The 16,070-nt window shown below is 59.1% G+C and carries 26 protein-coding genes and 1 tRNA gene; 11 read left to right on the top strand and 16 right to left on the bottom strand.

Annotation, left to right across the window (positions count from 1 at the left end):
* Positions 1-110 precede the first annotated feature (110 nt).
* A complete protein-coding gene (locus B5525_RS45545; RefSeq protein ID WP_172900000.1) occupies positions 111-281 on the top strand; it encodes a hypothetical protein in 171 nt (56 codons plus the stop codon).
* 185 nt (positions 282-466) lie between these two features.
* Positions 467-1,114: a glutathione S-transferase family protein gene (locus tag B5525_RS30360; RefSeq protein WP_079573983.1), complete on the top strand. Its 648-nt coding sequence runs from the start codon at positions 467-469 to the stop codon at positions 1,112-1,114.
* 2 nt (positions 1,115-1,116) lie between these two features.
* On the opposite strand, the gene B5525_RS30355 is transcribed toward B5525_RS30360, so the two are convergent.
* Positions 1,117-1,359 carry a hypothetical protein gene (locus B5525_RS30355; RefSeq protein ID WP_079569297.1) on the bottom strand — a complete coding sequence of 81 codons (243 nt, stop codon included), beginning with the start codon at positions 1,357-1,359 and terminating at the stop codon, positions 1,117-1,119.
* 31 nt (positions 1,360-1,390) lie between these two features.
* Entirely contained in the window at positions 1,391-1,648 is a 258-nt protein-coding gene (locus B5525_RS30350) for a PilZ domain-containing protein (protein WP_079569296.1), read from the bottom strand.
* A 309-nt stretch (positions 1,649-1,957) separates the two neighbouring features.
* On the opposite strand from B5525_RS30350, the gene B5525_RS30345 reads away from it, so the two are divergent.
* From B5525_RS30345 to B5525_RS30335, 3 genes are all read left to right on the top strand, one after another.
* Positions 1,958-2,032, top strand: a tRNA-Glu gene (locus B5525_RS30345).
* Between the two features lie 362 nt (positions 2,033-2,394).
* Complete coding sequence (locus tag B5525_RS30340; RefSeq protein ID WP_172899999.1) at positions 2,395-3,192, top strand: HipA domain-containing protein; 798 nt, start codon at positions 2,395-2,397, stop codon at positions 3,190-3,192.
* 3 nt (positions 3,193-3,195) lie between these two features.
* Positions 3,196-3,918, top strand: coding sequence for an HIRAN domain-containing protein (locus tag B5525_RS30335; protein WP_154073536.1), 723 nt, complete (start codon positions 3,196-3,198; stop codon positions 3,916-3,918).
* Positions 3,919-4,093: 175 nt separating this feature from the next.
* On the opposite strand, the gene B5525_RS30330 is transcribed toward B5525_RS30335, so the two are convergent.
* A complete protein-coding gene (locus tag B5525_RS30330) occupies positions 4,094-4,333 on the bottom strand; it encodes a hypothetical protein (RefSeq protein WP_079569293.1) in 240 nt (79 codons plus the stop codon).
* A gap of 680 nt (positions 4,334-5,013) precedes the next feature.
* Between B5525_RS30330 and B5525_RS30325 the strand changes: the two genes are divergently transcribed.
* Positions 5,014-5,577 (top strand): hypothetical protein, encoded by a 564-nt coding sequence (locus B5525_RS30325; RefSeq protein WP_079569292.1) that lies wholly within the window; start codon positions 5,014-5,016, stop codon positions 5,575-5,577.
* A 58-nt stretch (positions 5,578-5,635) separates the two neighbouring features.
* On the opposite strand, the gene B5525_RS30320 is transcribed toward B5525_RS30325, so the two are convergent.
* The 5 genes from B5525_RS30320 to B5525_RS30300 all read right to left on the bottom strand — a co-directional run bounded on the left by B5525_RS30320 (position 5,636) and on the right by B5525_RS30300 (position 7,447).
* Positions 5,636-6,256, bottom strand: a complete 621-nt coding sequence (locus B5525_RS30320; protein WP_154073535.1) for a hypothetical protein — start codon at positions 6,254-6,256, stop codon at positions 5,636-5,638.
* A 50-nt stretch (positions 6,257-6,306) separates the two neighbouring features.
* On the bottom strand, positions 6,307-6,555 hold the full coding sequence (locus B5525_RS30315) for a hypothetical protein (RefSeq protein ID WP_079569290.1): 249 nt from the start codon (positions 6,553-6,555) through the stop codon (positions 6,307-6,309).
* An 11-nt stretch (positions 6,556-6,566) separates the two neighbouring features.
* Positions 6,567-6,752, bottom strand: a complete 186-nt coding sequence (locus B5525_RS30310) for a hypothetical protein (RefSeq protein WP_079569289.1) — start codon at positions 6,750-6,752, stop codon at positions 6,567-6,569.
* Positions 6,753-6,756: 4 nt separating this feature from the next.
* Positions 6,757-6,969, bottom strand: a complete 213-nt coding sequence (locus B5525_RS30305; RefSeq protein WP_079569288.1) for a hypothetical protein — start codon at positions 6,967-6,969, stop codon at positions 6,757-6,759.
* A gap of 97 nt (positions 6,970-7,066) precedes the next feature.
* A complete protein-coding gene (locus tag B5525_RS30300) occupies positions 7,067-7,447 on the bottom strand; it encodes a hypothetical protein (RefSeq protein WP_154073534.1) in 381 nt (126 codons plus the stop codon).
* A 128-nt stretch (positions 7,448-7,575) separates the two neighbouring features.
* Here B5525_RS30300 and B5525_RS30295 point away from each other — a divergent pair, with 128 nt between their 5' ends.
* Positions 7,576-8,238, top strand: coding sequence for an SOS response-associated peptidase (locus B5525_RS30295; protein WP_079569286.1), 663 nt, complete (start codon positions 7,576-7,578; stop codon positions 8,236-8,238).
* A gap of 61 nt (positions 8,239-8,299) precedes the next feature.
* Here the strand turns inward: B5525_RS30295 and B5525_RS30290 are convergent, their stop codons facing one another.
* A complete protein-coding gene (locus tag B5525_RS30290) occupies positions 8,300-8,524 on the bottom strand; it encodes a hypothetical protein (protein ID WP_079569285.1) in 225 nt (74 codons plus the stop codon).
* A 136-nt stretch (positions 8,525-8,660) separates the two neighbouring features.
* Here B5525_RS30290 and B5525_RS30285 point away from each other — a divergent pair, with 136 nt between their 5' ends.
* A complete protein-coding gene (locus B5525_RS30285; RefSeq protein WP_079569284.1) occupies positions 8,661-8,846 on the top strand; it encodes a hypothetical protein in 186 nt (61 codons plus the stop codon).
* 10 nt (positions 8,847-8,856) lie between these two features.
* Here the strand turns inward: B5525_RS30285 and B5525_RS30280 are convergent, their stop codons facing one another.
* Genes B5525_RS30280 through B5525_RS45540 form a run of 4 tightly spaced genes read right to left on the bottom strand, consistent with a single transcriptional unit; the run spans position 8,857 to position 12,188 of the window.
* The gene (locus B5525_RS30280) at positions 8,857-9,234 is read right to left on the bottom strand and encodes a hypothetical protein (RefSeq protein WP_154073532.1); all 378 of its coding nucleotides are present in this window, start codon (positions 9,232-9,234) and stop codon (positions 8,857-8,859) included.
* On the bottom strand, positions 9,231-11,150 hold the full coding sequence (locus tag B5525_RS30275; protein ID WP_079569282.1) for a hypothetical protein: 1,920 nt from the start codon (positions 11,148-11,150) through the stop codon (positions 9,231-9,233). The genes B5525_RS30280 and B5525_RS30275 overlap by 4 nt, the downstream gene beginning before the upstream one ends.
* 14 nt (positions 11,151-11,164) lie before the next feature.
* A complete protein-coding gene (locus B5525_RS30270) occupies positions 11,165-11,662 on the bottom strand; it encodes a hypothetical protein (protein ID WP_154073531.1) in 498 nt (165 codons plus the stop codon).
* Between the two features lies 1 nt (position 11,663).
* The gene (locus B5525_RS45540) at positions 11,664-12,188 is read right to left on the bottom strand and encodes a hypothetical protein (protein WP_079569280.1); all 525 of its coding nucleotides are present in this window, start codon (positions 12,186-12,188) and stop codon (positions 11,664-11,666) included.
* 420 nt (positions 12,189-12,608) lie between these two features.
* On the opposite strand from B5525_RS45540, the gene B5525_RS30260 reads away from it, so the two are divergent.
* Both B5525_RS30260 and B5525_RS30255 read left to right on the top strand, forming a co-directional pair.
* Complete coding sequence (locus B5525_RS30260) at positions 12,609-12,854, top strand: hypothetical protein (protein WP_079569279.1); 246 nt, start codon at positions 12,609-12,611, stop codon at positions 12,852-12,854.
* Positions 12,855-12,931: 77 nt separating this feature from the next.
* Positions 12,932-13,624, top strand: coding sequence for a recombinase family protein (locus B5525_RS30255; protein WP_079569278.1), 693 nt, complete (start codon positions 12,932-12,934; stop codon positions 13,622-13,624).
* 255 nt (positions 13,625-13,879) lie between these two features.
* On the opposite strand, the gene B5525_RS30250 is transcribed toward B5525_RS30255, so the two are convergent.
* The gene (locus tag B5525_RS30250; RefSeq protein WP_079569277.1) at positions 13,880-14,089 is read right to left on the bottom strand and encodes a hypothetical protein; all 210 of its coding nucleotides are present in this window, start codon (positions 14,087-14,089) and stop codon (positions 13,880-13,882) included.
* A 287-nt stretch (positions 14,090-14,376) separates the two neighbouring features.
* Here B5525_RS30250 and B5525_RS30245 point away from each other — a divergent pair, with 287 nt between their 5' ends.
* On the top strand, positions 14,377-14,994 hold the full coding sequence (locus B5525_RS30245; protein ID WP_079569276.1) for a hypothetical protein: 618 nt from the start codon (positions 14,377-14,379) through the stop codon (positions 14,992-14,994).
* 195 nt (positions 14,995-15,189) lie between these two features.
* Here the strand turns inward: B5525_RS30245 and B5525_RS30240 are convergent, their stop codons facing one another.
* Together B5525_RS30240 and B5525_RS30235 are read right to left on the bottom strand one after the other, a co-directional pair.
* On the bottom strand, positions 15,190-15,537 hold the full coding sequence (locus B5525_RS30240) for a hypothetical protein (protein WP_079569275.1): 348 nt from the start codon (positions 15,535-15,537) through the stop codon (positions 15,190-15,192).
* Positions 15,534-15,965 (bottom strand): hypothetical protein, encoded by a 432-nt coding sequence (locus B5525_RS30235; RefSeq protein WP_079569274.1) that lies wholly within the window; start codon positions 15,963-15,965, stop codon positions 15,534-15,536. The genes B5525_RS30240 and B5525_RS30235 overlap by 4 nt, the downstream gene beginning before the upstream one ends.
* Positions 15,966-16,070: the final 105 nt, after the last annotated feature.

The following is a 16,070-nucleotide window of genomic DNA, read 5'->3' as shown; positions in this document are numbered from 1 at the left end:
GAAATGCGCAAGACCGTCGAACGTGACGGCGCGCCTGAGGCGTGCACGATTATCGTTCACGATCGGTGAACCTTTTGCCTTCAGACTCGACGTAGAATCTGAGGCACCCCATGAGCCAAAGCCAGCACTACAAATTTCAGGCCGAGCAAGCCAAACGTCTGGCCCGCCAGGTCACGGATTCGGAAGTGCGCGAGAAGCTCCTGGAGATGGCCGGAGAATACAGCCGCTATGCCGAGTTGATGGAAGCGCGCGAACAGCCACGCGAGCCGGCCTTCGGCTGATCTCTCGGCACCGGTCTCTTCGGCCGCTGATATCGGCGATTGCGCACTCGGCGCAAAATCAGGCTCCGCCATTTGGCGGGGCTTTTTTGCGGGCGCCGTTGTTGAAATCGGAACGCAGCGCGGGCTTTTTCACGCGTTTTCCGATATATGACCCGCTCAGAGCGGATCATCGGGAGCGAAACAGCGTGGCCAACGACAATCAGGGACGGCTGACCGTTTGGGGCCGGGCCAATTCGGTCAATGTCCAGAAAGTGCTTTGGTGCCTGCGCGAACTCGATCTCGCCTTTCGGCGCATCGACGCGGGCATGGCATTCGGCAGAAACCACGATGCCGATTATCTCGCAATGAACCCCAATGCGCGGGTGCCGACGCTGGTGGACGGCGATTTCGTGCTGTGGGAATCCAATTCGATCATGCGCTATCTCGTGCTCGCCTATGGCAAGGGTTCGCCGGTCTATCCCGAGGCGCCGAAGCGGCGCGCCGGCGTCGACCGCTGGCTGGACTGGACGCTCTCGACCATGCAGCCGGTCGATCGACCCGTGTTCTGGGCCTTGGTGCGAACGCCCGTCGAGCAGCGCGACATGGCGAGGATACAGAAAGACGCCGAGGCCGAAGCCGAGGTCTGGCAAGTCGCCGAAGCGCAGCTTTCGTCGCGGCGCTTCATCGAGGGCGATGATTTCACGATCGCCGATATCGCGCTCGGCGCCTATGCGCGGCGCTGGTTCGGGGTCGAAGGCATCGAAAAGCCGAAACTGCCGCATCTCGAACGCTGGTTCGCGCAATTTGCGGACCGGCCGGGATTTGCGCAATTCGTCGCGCCGCCAATGTCGTGAGGTCAACGCCCGCCGGCGACGCCGATGCTGGTCGCGCCGCCGATCTTGACGCAGGTGCCCGAGCCCTCGACCTTGACGAAGCCGGGACCGAAGGCGGCGCAGGAATTGCCGCTGGCCGTTCGTTTCAGCGGCAGCAACTTGTCTGGCGGCGCGGGTTTGTCGGGTTTATGGGGGCTGGACTGCTGGGCCGGCGCCGCGGAGGCCGGCAGAGCGAGCAGCAGCATGGCTAGGAGGACGGTTCTCATCCCGCCTTTTAACGCGTGCCACCGGCTCGCGCTACCGGACGAACCTGACGCCAACCGCCTTGCCGCGGCGCCAGACGACTTCGCAACTCCGCCCCGTCCGGGCGTCGCGCGATAATGCCAGCCGCAATTTGCCGGGTAGCGAATTGGGATCGTCGATCGTGATCTTGGCGCCCGTTGTGGACATATCCCGCACCACGCAGGGGCGCGCCGCAAAGCCGCCTTCCAGCGTGATCCATCCGGGCTGCTGCAGCGATTTGCGCGTTTCACGCTTCTTTTGGGCGGCGACCATTCGAGGTGCTCCTTGAGCCCCCGGCGGTATCCCAACAGGCCTTTAGAAACCGTTGATAAGTCCTGGGAATCAACGATGTTTGCGCCGGGCAAACGGGCGCAAAACGGGCCCGAAAAACGCCTTTCCCGGTGGCTTGCCCGGCCGCGCAAACGCCACTATACGTTCGCCCGCCGGCTTTCGGACCGCTTCACTGGGGTCCGGGTACGGCACGGCGCCACGATTACCTCAAGGCGTTGATCTGCCGGCAGTTTATGACCAAAGCGAAACGGCAATGCCGCGACCGGTGGGTCGTGGCGGGACAGCGTCTTCGCTCCCTTCGTCTATCGGTTAGGACGCCACCCTTTCACGGTGGAGAGAGCGGTTCGATTCCGCTAGGGAGCGCCAATCTAAGCTCCTGACAAATCAACGAAAAACCGGCGAGAAGCCAATTTTAACTTCTTCCTGGATTTGGGTTTCGTTGTCGATTTCGTTGCCCACGCATTTCGAAATCTGTTGATGATTTCCTCCCCGAATCGGTTGAATCGGGAAAGCGCCCGACTCCGCAAAGCAACCCATAATGGCAAGTCACCTCCCTGCAGTCGCAACGGTTAGTAGAAACGATGCAAACGTCGGCTGAGCTTATCGATGTCGCGGATTGGACCCGGGATGAGGATTTCGCGATCTTCCCGGTCGGCTCAAAGCCAAAACGAGCGCTATTCTGCCCGGCGCCAAGCCCCTATCCATTCCTGATCGGGGGGCACCGGTACATGTTCAAGGTCTCGACGGGTTGGCGCATATTTCAGCATTGGTCCGAGGTGATCTCGTTCCAGATCTCGCAAATCACTGGTGGACCGGCCTGTGCACCGTGCTTTATTGCGTGGGATAGTAAGTCCAACGAGGTGGGCGTTGTGGTCGAATTTTTTTATGGCCATCCTCAATCTGGGGTTCCTGCGCGTTTTCTTGCGGGCGCCGATCTGATGCGACGGGCTTTTGAGGACTTCGATTCTGACACAGACGGCACGCACACTTGGCAGAATGTTCAGCTGATCTGTGACGCTTTTCAAATTCAGGATCCAGTATCCTTCTGGGCCAGATTGCTGGCGTTTGATGCATTGATCGGCAACACTGATCGTCATTCGGAGAATTGGGGTGTGCTCGCGCATCTAGTTCCCGGTACGAACGACCTAAATTTCACGATGGCGCCAGCCTTCGATCATGGAACGAGCCTAGCCTATCAGGTTAGAGAAAGTGATCTAGCGCGCGAATCGACATCCGCTAGTATAAGCAAGCATGTCGCTCGTGGGACCCATCATCTTCGTTTTTCCGGGCAGCAAGCAATTCGAGGCCATTTTGATCTGTGCCAAATCGTGGCTGAGACGAGCGCTTCCGCGAAGGCGGCCGTTGCGGGAATGACTACGCTCTCGATCGACGGCGTTAAGAATGTTTTGAACGAATGTTGCGCTTTTCGGTTACCCGAAGGTGTTTGTTCCCAAGAACGCGCCGACTATCTGATAAAGCTTATCGAAGCCCGGCGCACAGCTTTAACTGCGATCATCAAGGTTTAGGCAGTGGAACATTGGATACAAACAATTTGCGAACCGCAGCGTTTGCTCTTGGCGTGGCAGGGTTCCGACCCTGACGGAGAGAGGACCCGCTTCGCGGTCGGCGAGCTGCTACTTTCAGCTGGCGAATGCACGCTACGCTATTTAGCTGGCGCCGAAGTCGATCGTGCGCGAGCGCTCGGATTTTCAGGCTACCCGGCCTTCGATATTGGCCAAGCTGAACATCGCAAAGGCGTACTCGCTGCATTCATGCGGCGGTTGCCACCTCGGTCCCGCGTAGACTTCGACGCGTATCGAGCGCAATTTCGCCTGAAGTCTGGTTTGGTCATGTCGGACTTCGCGTTGCTGGCCTATACCGAGGCAAAGTTACCGAGCGACGGCTTTTCGATTGTTAACCCTTTGACAGACCTGTGTGGCCCTTGCGAGTTCTTGCTAGAGGTCGCTGGATATCGACATTATGCCGGTGTCCTCAAAGAGCCTTTGTCCGTCGGTCAGCGCCTTCAATTCGTCGCTGAGCCATCGAACAAATGGGATCCGGACGCAGTTCGTGTTGAAGCAGACTCGAAACTAGTTGGTTATGTAAATCGTCTGCAAGCTGTTGCGTTTCTTCGATGGATCAAACAGGGCGTTGTCGAAGGGTTCGTCGAAAGACTGAATGGAAACGCAGTGAAGCCGCGGCTCTTTATGTTCGTCAGCGTCGCAGCAAACCGTGCTGACCGAGCAGCTTAGCCGCGAGGCCTTGCGACGCCCTTCACACGGGAGAGGTCCAAGGTTCGATCCCTTGTGCGTCCACCATTTTTAAAGGGTTTCTGCGCCCTCCCCGGGTTTTCCCACAGTGGCGTCTCACACAACGGGCACCTGTGGCGGGAACGTAAGCCCACGGAAAATTGATGATCAGAAACCGTCAGTTCTGCTGCTCTTCGTCCCGTACGATCCGAAGAATTTCGCGAGCCGGCAGCTTTCGCAGCCGCCCGATTCTGGGGCCGTAGTCGGGGTTTTGCTGCACCATCCGGCGAAGCTCTTCGGCGGCATGCCGGTCCTGAACGTCAGCATTCATCTGCTTGCCTGAACGCGGCCGGTAATCGAAGCCGAGGTCATGGGCACTGCGGTTGCTGATCGTCGTCGGTCCGTCTCTCCGGGGCATGCGCGACTCCTAACTCTGTCTGGATTTGCAGATGTGGAGGGCCACAGCACCACGCAAGCCTTTCGACCGCTATCCTCACGGCCGCACTCGATTTAAGCTCGCGGGTTTTCGGGAAAGGGGGAAATATGCAGAAGATTAATTTTGTAGCTTGGGCGTCGGCCGTTGTTGGACGCTTTCGACGCAGTCTCGTTCTTGTCAGCGTAGCCGCGATGCTCGCGGGTTGTTCTGCGAATGAACAACTCGAAGCGTGTGCGGCCGATATCGAACCGACGCTGCTCTTGAGGCAACTCAATATGGACGGGGTCACAAGAGTAAAATTCAACGAGTGCGCCACGGGTGTCAACCAACTGGGCTGCCGATCCGCGTGGCTTGGCCGATCCACTTTACTGACAGCTTGTATGAAGCGAAACGGCTACGTCTTGGCGACGCCTCTAAGGTTGGGATGTCTGTACGAACCGGTCGATGACCCCGAGTGCTTTAGGTCAAAACGGCTGCAAGGCTTACGCTCTTTGTTTGCCAGCGAGTAGCGGATTTGATCTGCTTCGCGGAGGCGGCCGTCCCGATCGATTCCCGCCGTTGCCGTGTGAATAACCGGCCAGGTGAGCATTTGGACGTTGCTCGAATCTCAGCCCTAGCCGAGCCTCTATGCTGACACCGATTCGAGCATTTCGAGGCCAACCGTGGAATTTGCTGCAGCATCAGCGGCGGCCAACGCGCTGCGCGTGGGTCTAAACGTCGCTGTTCAAAGGAGCCGGCCGGAACTCGAATTTTATTTTGAAGTCCACAACGATTTCGGCCCGGTACAGCACCTTCCCGAGCGCCAACTTTTGAAGGGTGTGAAGGTTTCGGCATCGGAGCACCGGCACCAGGACATTTTCATTTCGTTCTTTGTGGTGAATATCGGGAGCCGACGAGCAGAGACGATCACGCTGACGGTCGGCGACCAATTCAGCCGCCGCGGGTTCTTAAAATGGGGTGAGATATTCGGCCATCCGATCCATCAAATGGCGCCGGGGCAACTGATCTATCTTTTCCGCCTGGGCCTGAATGATCTGCATTCTGATGACGACAAACTGAAGGATATCGACCTGACGGTGTCGGCGGCGTACAACGGTCCGCGTACTTTTTGGAGTTGGCTTCCGATGCTATGGCCTCGCCTACGGAAGCGAACGCGGTACCGCACGGACTTCGTCTTCAACGCCAAAAACATAGCGACTGATCTGCCGCCCGCTCGGTACGCCTAGGCGAGAATGACTGGGCGCGATTTTGGCGCCCGATAAGCGCCACTCCCGGACGTGAGCGTCAGGACACTAACCAAGGTGCCGGTGCATACAGGTCTGCGTTACTACCGAGCTTTGCTCTTGCGTCTTGTAGACCCTTGTCCGTAAGCGCGTGAGACGTAAGTCTCGCCTCGATCCAGATGAGGTCGTCCGCAAGCTCATTCACGATTTTTGCCGTATACTTGACGTTCTGTCGTCCGGCTTTGTAGGCGGGAGGAGCGACCCCGCCCTTATCCCATATCCAATGGATGACCTCGTTGCGCTTTTGGTTCTTGCTTTTGAGATCAGCGATTACATCCGCCAGATCGTCGTAAATCCGCGGCGGCACCTTTGTTGCCTTCGCAAGTTTCAGTAGATCCTCGCAAAGGCGGCTCACGCGCATGTCGCCCGTAATCACGACACCAACAGCGTCCGTAACCGAGAGCAACTTCCAGTAAATTGCGTGGAGCTCATCTTCGATGCCAGCGGACACCGCGGCCACGCGGCCTACCGCCCTCAGCACGGCATCGCTCGGCATGAACATCTGATCTTTGAAGGCCTTCGGGCGAGGACACTTTGTCATCCGATCGACGTCTCGCTGAGGTGAAAAACTCAGCGTAGCAGGCTCAGGGCGGGCCTGAGCTGCGGACAGAAAAGTATCCACCGATCTTATTAATCCGCGGGGCATCGGTTCGATGCCTGAGGACGCCTTCGTCACAACGTGCTTAGATCGTCCGGCACCTCGCCGAACTTCCTGATCACCTTGGCGTCGCTGAAATCCCCGGTGGCAGGATCACCCGTGCGGCTAAAGGCGACCGCGCCGACGTGTCCCTCTTTGCGCGAGAGTGCTTCAGCGCGCATCACCGCGGCGTTTGGATTGAAGCATTCCGTAGGCTCGCCAGCCGCCACGCCCTCATCGCTGGCGACGAATGGCAACGCAACGTAGTAGGTCACTTCGGCCATTTCCGCGCTCCCTACCGACCGAAACCCTGTCGAATTGATTCCGCGTTTTCGCGTACCGCCTTGTTGGCGAGGCCGATGAAAATCGGAATGGCGACGATCAATAGCAAGCCCATCACCAAGCGCGTGCGGCTCAGAATGCGCTTGGTGCGCTTGAGGTAATGCACGTTCGAACCGTCCTGGTTCTTTCCGCTGTCCATCGCTTTAGCCCGTATAGGTTTTGAATCTTCCACGCGCGTAGGCGTGCGAAACAGCCTGCATCAGCTCGCACACTTCCGATTCCAGAAACTCGTTCGCGACGATCATCGCCTTAAGCGCGGCGCGCACGTCGCCACCGCAGATCGCAATCGCCTGGTCCGTTGCGGCTTCAAGCCGGTCGGCGTCGCCCTGCGAATTTGGCGCGGCGCTCTGCGGCATGACGTGTTCCGAGTTGACTGGACGCCCGGGATGTTCTCATTTTGTTCTTATGGAGTCAAGTGCGCTGGGGCGTTCAGCGCGCTTTGCTTCAGCGGGATCAGATACCCTTTCGTTCGGCGCGCACTTCACCAAGGATGTTACGGACATCTTGATATGACATCGTTTTTGAACTCCAGTGTTCATCTCTGATGTCTCTTAGGTCAAAGGCGGTCATCTGTTCATGGCTGGCGCCGTGATAGACGATAAACGCCTCAGGGAACGCCGCTTTGATCCCCACATTTGTTATCGAGTATTCAACAGGCGTTTCGAACTTATAGTGAGGCGAGATTCCGCGACCAGCGACCCCCATTCGAACAGAAATGATTTCGCGGTGCGGCCCGTAACTTTCGAGATTTTGAACAACTCGACGCAAGTACTCTACCCGTTTATTCACCGGCGCGGTTAGGTCGCGGAATATAGCGTTGGGCGGCAGCATCATCGGAGCTCCTGCTTTCCGCTAAGCGTACCACAACTTGCGCCAGGAGCGCGACATCCCGTCAAGGGCACGAATGAAGCCGGCCAAGAATTGGCCGAAGCTCGATCCGAGAAAAGCGAGAGGGTGAACCGGTGTGCAACCTTTACAGCATCACGACGAACCAGGCGGCCATCATTGCTCTTTTTCGAGTGATGAACCGCTACGTCGGCAATCTCCCGCCGATGCCAGGCGTCTTTCCTGACTACCCGGCACCGGTCGTGCGCAACGCTGGCGCCGAGCGCGAACTGACCATGATGCGTTGGGGAATGCCGCCTCCCCCGCGCGCCGGCGGTTATCCCGTCACTAATATCCGCAACACCACTTCGCCGCACTGGCGAGGCTGGCTGAAGGCGGAAAGCCGATGCCTAGTGCCGGCGAACAGCTTCGCAGAGTATGCGCCCGAGCCCAACCCCGCGACCGGAAAGAAAGACGTCGTGTGGTTTGCGCTCAATGACGATCGACCTCTGTTCGCCTTCGGCGGGATATGGACCGAATTCAAGGGCGACCGGGGCACGAAGTCCAAGCCGATCCCCGGCCCTCACCTCGTCTACGGCTTCCTGACCACGGCGCCGAACGCGATCATTGAACCCATACACCCCAAGGCTATGCCGGTGATCCTGACAACGGAAGAGGAACGCGACGTTTGGATGCGCGCGCCGTGGGACGAAGCCAAGGCCTTGCAACGGCCGTTGCCCGACGACGCGCTGAAGATTGTCGCTCGGGGCGTCGACAAGGAAGATCAGGCAGCCGCGTGACCGCAGAGCGCGGCTGGGCTCGCCGCTTCGAGGAACCAATCAAATTACCTGATACCCGGGGTCAGTTCACGCTTTTGCTGTTGATCAAAGTGCGCACCAAGGATTTGACCTCGTCTTGCACCGCCTTGTCACCCGCCGCGGCTTGGTCGATCACGTCGTCGGCCAGGCGCGTTATCTCACTCCGCACCTTGTCGTGATCCTCTCGATCTTCAATGTATGACTTGATCGAGGCGGATACCGCCGCGCACGCTTTGAGAACAACCCCGCCGAGCTCGGCCTCGCGCAACTCGATTCGCCACTCCCCCACAGCGCTCCATCTGCCGTTGAAGATCGCTACGCAGCCCTCTGTTCGACTGCGAAAGCTACCCCGGCGGGGCTTTACGCCGTGGGGTGGCTTGCCGCCCCGGCAGGAGAGGCAAATCATGGCGACTATCACAATCGACCAGCAGCTATTTTTCGGAGGCCCCACCGCCAGCGGCGTTCCCGATCTTCAACGTCGCGACAATGACACCTTTGCGATTGTTGTTGGTCGCGGCGAACTGATACTCTCCCGCGCCGAATTTGACCTCCCTTGCTTTGTCACCTTGATCGATTCCAGAAAGCATTGACGCCCGCAGTTTAATGCACCGTCACGCCGAGCGCGGCTGCGATCGCATCCATGCGCGGTTGGCCGAGCACCTGAATCAGCGCAGCCCAGCCCGCGAGAAAGCGCGCGTTGGTAACGAACATCGGGTCTTTCTGCGCCACCATCGCGGACCACAGTAGCCAGAACTGCACATTGCCAGCGATAGCCGACTGAATTGCCGCCGCGTCGGCCGCAGTGAATTGCGCCATCAGGTCTTGCGAAAGAACCTCTTGCGGTTTCGGAGGATTGAGGAAGGCGACCACTTCGGGAGTGGCGTCGTCGAGAGCTTCGGGCGCGCAGTCAGCGCGGTTCGCCAGAACGCCATTGATCGCCTTGGTGACAGGATCACGCGAGACAAAAACCATCGTCACAGGAAGCGCCCTCTCGTATCCAGCCAGCTTTGCGTTACAACATATAGGGCGGGGCCAGTGTAGGCCCCCGCCGCAACTGCTCTTATGTTTTGAGAAGTGTCAGTTTGAAAGGTAAATTGCCCAGAGGCATTGGAACTAGCAGCGCTGTTTATCAGTGATACGTTGCCAAGTGGGCTATTCGATGCCTGGGTGCTAGTCAACGGCGACTGAAACGTCATCTCAGCGGTGGCAGTGCCTGCAGTCCAAAACCCGAGGAATGTGACCTCCACCGAAATTCCGGGTGGCACCGTAAGAGGAAGCAAGGTCGAAGTGGTCGACAGGGCGAAGGCGTTCACGTCCCCAACAGGCGCGTCCCAAATATATCTGTCTCCCTGTTGCAAAAACTTAATCCACTGGAACGACCCGTTGGTTTTCATCGAACCGATACGACGGAACAGCGTGTAATTCGCCGGCAGCGTCGGTGCGGCGGCAGAGAGTGAAGTTAGAATGTCAACAACGCCGGTGTCCGGGCGCTTGATTAGATGGACGTGATACCATCCTGCCGTGGCGCTTGGTGCCGACCCCGTACCGTCAAACGAGCCGGTAGCACTGCCAACCGCCCACGCTGCGGTCGTCTTGGTGTAAGCCGACGCGAACAACATCATATCGGCATTGGTGCCATCAGTTGCAACGCCAGCGGCAATCCCGAACGCTGTTGACGCGCCCGCCGTCGAAAGCGTCAAGCCCGAAATGCGGCCGCGCATATACGACGCATCGATCGAAAGCGTACCCCCCGCTGTGATCGGCCCACCTTTAAGGCCGACGCCAGTCGCAACGTTAGTGACCGTGCCGGCGCCCGCGACAGCCTGCCAGCTCCCGTCGTCGCGTAGAAATTTACTTGCCACAGTGCCCGGATTCGGAACCAACCCGTTAAGCGTGGTCGTGAACGCGTTGACAAGCGACGTGTGCTGCGCGGTCGTGAGCGCAATCGGCGCACCGCCAGCGATGCTGCCGAGCACTGTATTCGCGGCCAGCGTTGGCAGTTGTGCTAACGTCGCTTGACTGGAAATATCGGTGAATGCCAGCGTTACGACGCCGGTTCGACCGGCGACCGAGACGACTTCGCTCGCGATACCGTCGATCTTATCCCACGTCGTGCCGTCGAATATTATCGTGTCACCAATGTTCCACTGGCTGATAGTGTCGATCGTCGTCGCGCCAGCCACACTGACCTTGTAGTAAAAGCCCTTAGTGCCAACGCCTGACGCAAGCGCCGGGCTGTTCGTGCTGGCGTTCCACGTCCCCTGATACTGAACGGCTCCAACGAGCGCGGCCGGGATCTGCGCCGCAGTTAGCTTGCCGGCACCATCTAGCGTTGCGACACCATTCGCTGCAGCGAGTTTCGAGTCCAGGTACGCGGTCGTCGCGAGCTGCGTAGAATTGGTGCCGGGAGCCGCTGTCGACGCGGTAGGCGCGGTAAAAGCAGGCGACGGGATGACGGAAAATACAGGACCGACAAGTTGCAGATTCGCGCCAGGCGTAAATGCGGCCGTGAGCGCGGCGACAAAAACCCACTTTCCTGCGGCCAGATCGGTCGCGAAAACGCCGGACGTGTGGTCGACAGTCGAGCGATAAAGGGTGCCTGCTTGAATGGTGCTCGCGTTCAGGAGATACAGCGTCGCCGTCATCCACGCGTTTGCCGGCGCAAGCCCAGCCGTCTGCACGCTCGGAGATAAGGTATCGAATGTGACTAGGCCGTTGTTCAGTTGGCCGTCTGACCGAATGGCCGTCTTCATGAACGCGGAAAGATTGGTGACGCTCGCCGCCAGCCCATCCAGATCGGCGTCGATCTGCGTGCCAGGGAACGCGTTGTTGCCCTGCGACTGCTGAAAGCCCATGTAGCTGTAAGTGATGCTGTAGAGAGAGGGATACGGCATTGGGTCCCGCCGGTCTAAACGCTGTAAACAGGCACGTGTGACGGCAGATTCCGAGCGAGGCGACTACGCGCCCGCTCTGCAATCTTTTCACGCAACACGATATTTTCCAGCTCGTTTTGCAAAACGCGAGCACCGTCGTGAAAATCCAGAACATCGTCGGAATTTCGACGCGATGTCTTATCGAGGCTCTCTGCCCACATCGTGATTTGATAGGCCATCGCCCACATTCCGATGTTGAGGGACGCTCGGTCGTAATCGGTTGGTAGATGCGTCGCTGCGCCCGTCTGCGCTCGGACCGAGGCCATCAGCAGCATGCCCCGCTGTTCAGGGTCAATCGAACCGTCTGTTACTCGATCCTCGCGACCGCGCTGGATCATCACTACAGCTTCGAACATCGCGGTTGCGACGTTCTCGCCTCGCGCCGCTGTATCCAGCAATGCGATGCATCGTTCGACGCTACTGCTAGCCGCGATTGCGGGGACCGTGATTTCAGATTTTGCAAGCCGTGACATTTCAGGCCCCTGCTGCTTCGCTGCGGCCGTCCGGCCTCATAAGCTTTTGAATTTCGGCGTCGCGCCGCTGCCAAGCTCGGCGCTCGACCTCTTCGACAAGCGAAATGTTGTGCAGATCGTTTCGAAACATGCGCGCATAGGCGCCGAGATCGGCAAGCGCGTGCCACGTTCGTTGCTTTGATCTTTCGCGGGTTTCAGCCCACAGCATCACTTGACCCGCTAAAGCCTGCATGCCGGCGTCGATCTGCTCTCGGCGATACGATTCCGGAAGATGTTTGATGGCGCCTAGCTGCGCCCGGATCACCGCCGACAACAACTCGTCGCATTGCGCGGTCGAAATCGGCCCAGTCTTCGCGTCGCGATAATGGGCTTCTACGCTTTCCATCGCGTTTGAAAGCGCCCAGGCGGTGTGATCTCCGCGGGCGGCTTGCTCCAAACTGGCCAGCACGCCGCCGACGGTTAGGTCGAGAGCGTTTTCCGGACGCGTCTGTTGCGCCGGGTCCGATGCCTGTGCCGCCGATCGCATTTCGCGCCCTCAATCCCGTTACAGTGGTTGAAGGCTACGTGCGGAAACTGAGCGGTTACAGGGCTCGAAACCGGTAGGGTTTGCGCGAGCGAGACGGCGTGGCGCCGGTCAAAAGTTCGGCGCGGGAAAATTTTTGTATGGGCGCCCGACGAGGCCGCGGACACGATCGCCAAACCGTCCCCAGGGGGCAGGGCCCGGGTTCCGCTGGCATGCCACAAGCCACGAGGGCGTCGAGGGCGTTCAGTTACGAATGCTTCTCACTTGCATTAGCGTCAGGCCAATCTTCGCCGGGCTGGCGCCGGACGCCGCGCGTTCGGCCTGTCGACCTGGGGCGACGACCCCGGGAAGTTAGAGGATTGTTGACCGTCACGGCGGTATCGATCGCTATCCCCGCATTGTGACCACCAGGACGCACTGACCATGCTCACTGAACCCGACATGCAAGCCCGCTACGTCGCGGCGACCCTTGGCGTTATCAAAGACGAACTGCAAAATCCCGACTCGCCCGCCAACCGGCGAGCGCTGTCCACTCTCATCGCCAGCGCGTCCCGAGCTGCCGCTACGCTTGCCGAAGACCTGCGGCGCGCCGGCGCAATGGTTGGCTCGGTAAATCAACCCGCGGCGCCGCAACCGCGAGGCAACGTGCTCGCGTTCAGACGCGTTTGAAATAGCCGAATTGGCGATTGTGCTCCGTGTCGCTGTGTGCAACGGTCGTTGCATTGAATGACACAGGGACAAATTCCATGGCACAAGGCCGCTTCATTTCGTATTTGCGTGTCTCGACCGCGGGGCAAGGTCGATCAGGACTGGGCGTCGAGGCGCAGCGCCTGGCCGTCGAAACCTATCTGAACGGCGGCAAGTGGACGCTGATCAAGGAATTCGTCGAGATTGAATCAGGCAAGCGCTCAGACAACAGGCCAGAGCTGGCAAAGGCGCTCGCTCTGTGCAAAGCACACCGCGCGGCGCTGGTTGTCGCCAAAGTCGATCGCCTAGCTCGTTCGCAGGGCTTCCTATCCCGAATTTTGGAGGCGGGCGTCGACGTCCGCTTCTGCGACCTTCCGCAGATCGAGGGGCCGACAGGACGCTTCCTGCTTCAGAGCATGATGTCAGTCGCCGAGCTCGAGGCCGGCATGATTTCAGCACGCACAAAGGCGGCGCTCGCAGCGTCGAAAGCCCGCGGCAAGAAGCTAGGTGGATTTCGTGGACGGGCGGGAACGGCGGCGGATCTCGCCAAGGCGCGAGCGGCGCGATCATCGGCCGCTGACGCACAGGCCGACGCGCTTGCACCCATTCTCGCGCGCATCGATCCCGCCGGCGCCGGCTCTCTGCGCACCGTTGCGGCCCTGCTCGCGGCTGAGGGCGTGCCCACGCCGAGCGGACGCGGCGAATGGACCGCCAAGGCGGTCTCGCGTCTGCGGGAACGCCTGCAGGCGTAATTGATCGAAACGAAAAAGGGCGCCATCGGCGCCCCATTCGCTTCGCTTCGCAGACGTCTATGTCTCTCGTCGCACCGTTAGCGCATCGTTTTCAGTAGTCGCGCGGACCGACGCGATTTTGCCAAGTTGGGATAGGGCATCCTCAAATCGGCCTTCGCTGACTGCGGCCTTCAAATCCTTTACGTTTGCTGCGAGCAGCTCAAGGACCTTCGTTGATTCACTGTTTTTCACCGTAGCTTCCTTGCTAGCCGCGTTTTAGGCGGCTTCCTGTAGCTCTGGCGCTGCAAGCAACACCGCGCAACGCGCTCTGATCAGCGCGCTTTCGGTGTGCTTGTGAAACACGAAGATTTCGTCCAGGTGGTGCAGCGCATCCTCGAATCGGCCGTCCCGCCGCGCGGCGACCAAATCCTTTTCGATGTTGGTGACCGTTTCAGTGTCGCGAGTTTTCAGGTTGGTGCTTGTCATCTGTAGCTTCCTTTTCTGACCGCGTTTCAAGGCGGTGGCGTTGCTGTCTTCCGGGGCTAGAAACGCCAGCTACAGATGGCCCTCGCGCGTCTTTAGGCTTTCGCCCTGGACATGCACGCGGAGACCCCGGATTTTGAAGATTTACTCCTGTTGCACATGGGGTTTCTAGTCCCTCGCAAAAACAATACGGAACGAAACGCGTGTAGGGAACGTAATTGTTGCCTCACTACGCCGAGATACAAATCCGCAATTTGACATACGCACCGCGCCGGCGGCTTCATCGCCGAATGAGCGACGCGCCCGCTAATATTCGCTTGCCAAAACTGTTGCTTGAAGCCGAAGCCGCGGCGCTGCTGCGGCGTTCGCGCGGTCACGTTAAGCGACTTCGACTTGAACGGAAGCTGGGATACATCCTGGGCCGGCCGGCCACGATAGACGAAAAAGATTTGGAAATTTATGTCGCGGGGGCAAAACAACGACGGGTTTTGCGAAAGCAAGAGCTCAAAGCGCGGCGGAAAGCTCGGGCAAAAGGAGAATCGGAAACGTTCGAATATGTGAGCGCGGGTGCAGTGGCAAAGCCCTTCGTTCTATTGACTATCGCTGAAGCGGCGATCAAGTTCGAACGCTCCGCACGGCAAATCCGATACCTCTGTTTGCGCGGACGTGTTCCGTACATTGTTGGCCGGCCACCGCTGATCGACGAGGCCGACCTAACCGAGTTTTTCGAGCAAAAGCGCCTAGCCGCTCTCGCCAAGATTCCGCCGGCGCCAGGTACAATCGAATTTAAAGCCTTGCAGGCCCGAAGAGCTAAGGAGAAGATGGCCAGACGACTACATGCCAAGGCTGTTAAGCGTAGGGTTGCGCGCATCTTAGAAGCGTTGAAAACGCGCGGATCGAACCGCTGACCATCGCTTGTCGGACACACTTGCTTTTCGAGGACCGCATGGACCTAAAACATCTTAACCTCGAACACCGCCTAAATATCATGGACGAGCGGCAGTGGTTCGGCCTCGTCTTTCAAATCTGCCAATGCTTGTTGCTGATCGTCCTTGCCGGGATAATGCTCTACAAACTCTAAGGTCCCGCGCCGCGTCCCGCGGTCAATCGAATAGGCCACCTTTCGGTTTGCTGATTTCATCCTTCCTGCTTTTCAGCGACGTCTCGGCTTTGCGCAACGCGGCTTTGAGCTCGGCAGGCGTCATTTCGGAAAGGTCTTTCTCCCGATCGCCGGACTCCTGGTTGGCGAAAAAGCCGCCGGCGCGGAATAGCGAGTTTACGGCGGATGCCTTTGCGGCAGCGGTTGCCTTCGGATCTCGACAAATCTTGACCGCGGTTCGATACGCGATCAACGCCCCTTCGGTCCGCATTTTGTGGGTGAGCTCGTCGCGCACTCCGGCTTCGTCAAAATCCTCGTCGAATCCGTCGTCTTCGCTGCTGATGTCGTTCATGCAAAAATCCCTTCGTCCTCTTCGGTCGGTTCGGCGGACCGGGCCTCTAAACGCGCCAGCTCGGCGCTCGCGGCCGCAAGCGCCTTCTTGATCCGCGTCGATTCGGGGTCTGAGGGCCGCTGGCGAGGCGCCTGGGCGAGTAATAGCCTGCCTTCGGCACTCTGGCGCGTCCGCTCGCGATTGGCTCTCCTGGGGGCCGCGGCGCCAGGCGCGTGGGCACGATGCCAGGCGTCATGCTTGGCCCGCTGTTCGGGCGTCATGGTTGCCAGTCTTGCCGCCCGCTTGTCGGCATACCTTTTCTGGTCGCGCAGTTTTCGATTGAATTTGGCCTCGCCCGCGACCGTGCTGCAATCGGCATATTGCGGCAGATGCCAAAGCGCCCCCCTGCCAGTCCGGCCGCCGTGCCAATGGCACCGCCCGTTTTGCATCGGCCACTGCCGGCATCGCCCGCCAGAGCTTTTGCTAACTGCGTCGCATCTTGGCATCAGATCGCGCTTGGCGTTCCACTGCCTTATCGCGTCCCGGCCGATCTG

The organism is Bradyrhizobium erythrophlei (assembly GCF_900129505.1).
Lineage (GTDB): Bacteria > Pseudomonadota > Alphaproteobacteria > Rhizobiales > Xanthobacteraceae > Bradyrhizobium > Bradyrhizobium erythrophlei_D.
This window is presented reverse-complemented; position numbering and strand designations above follow the sequence as displayed.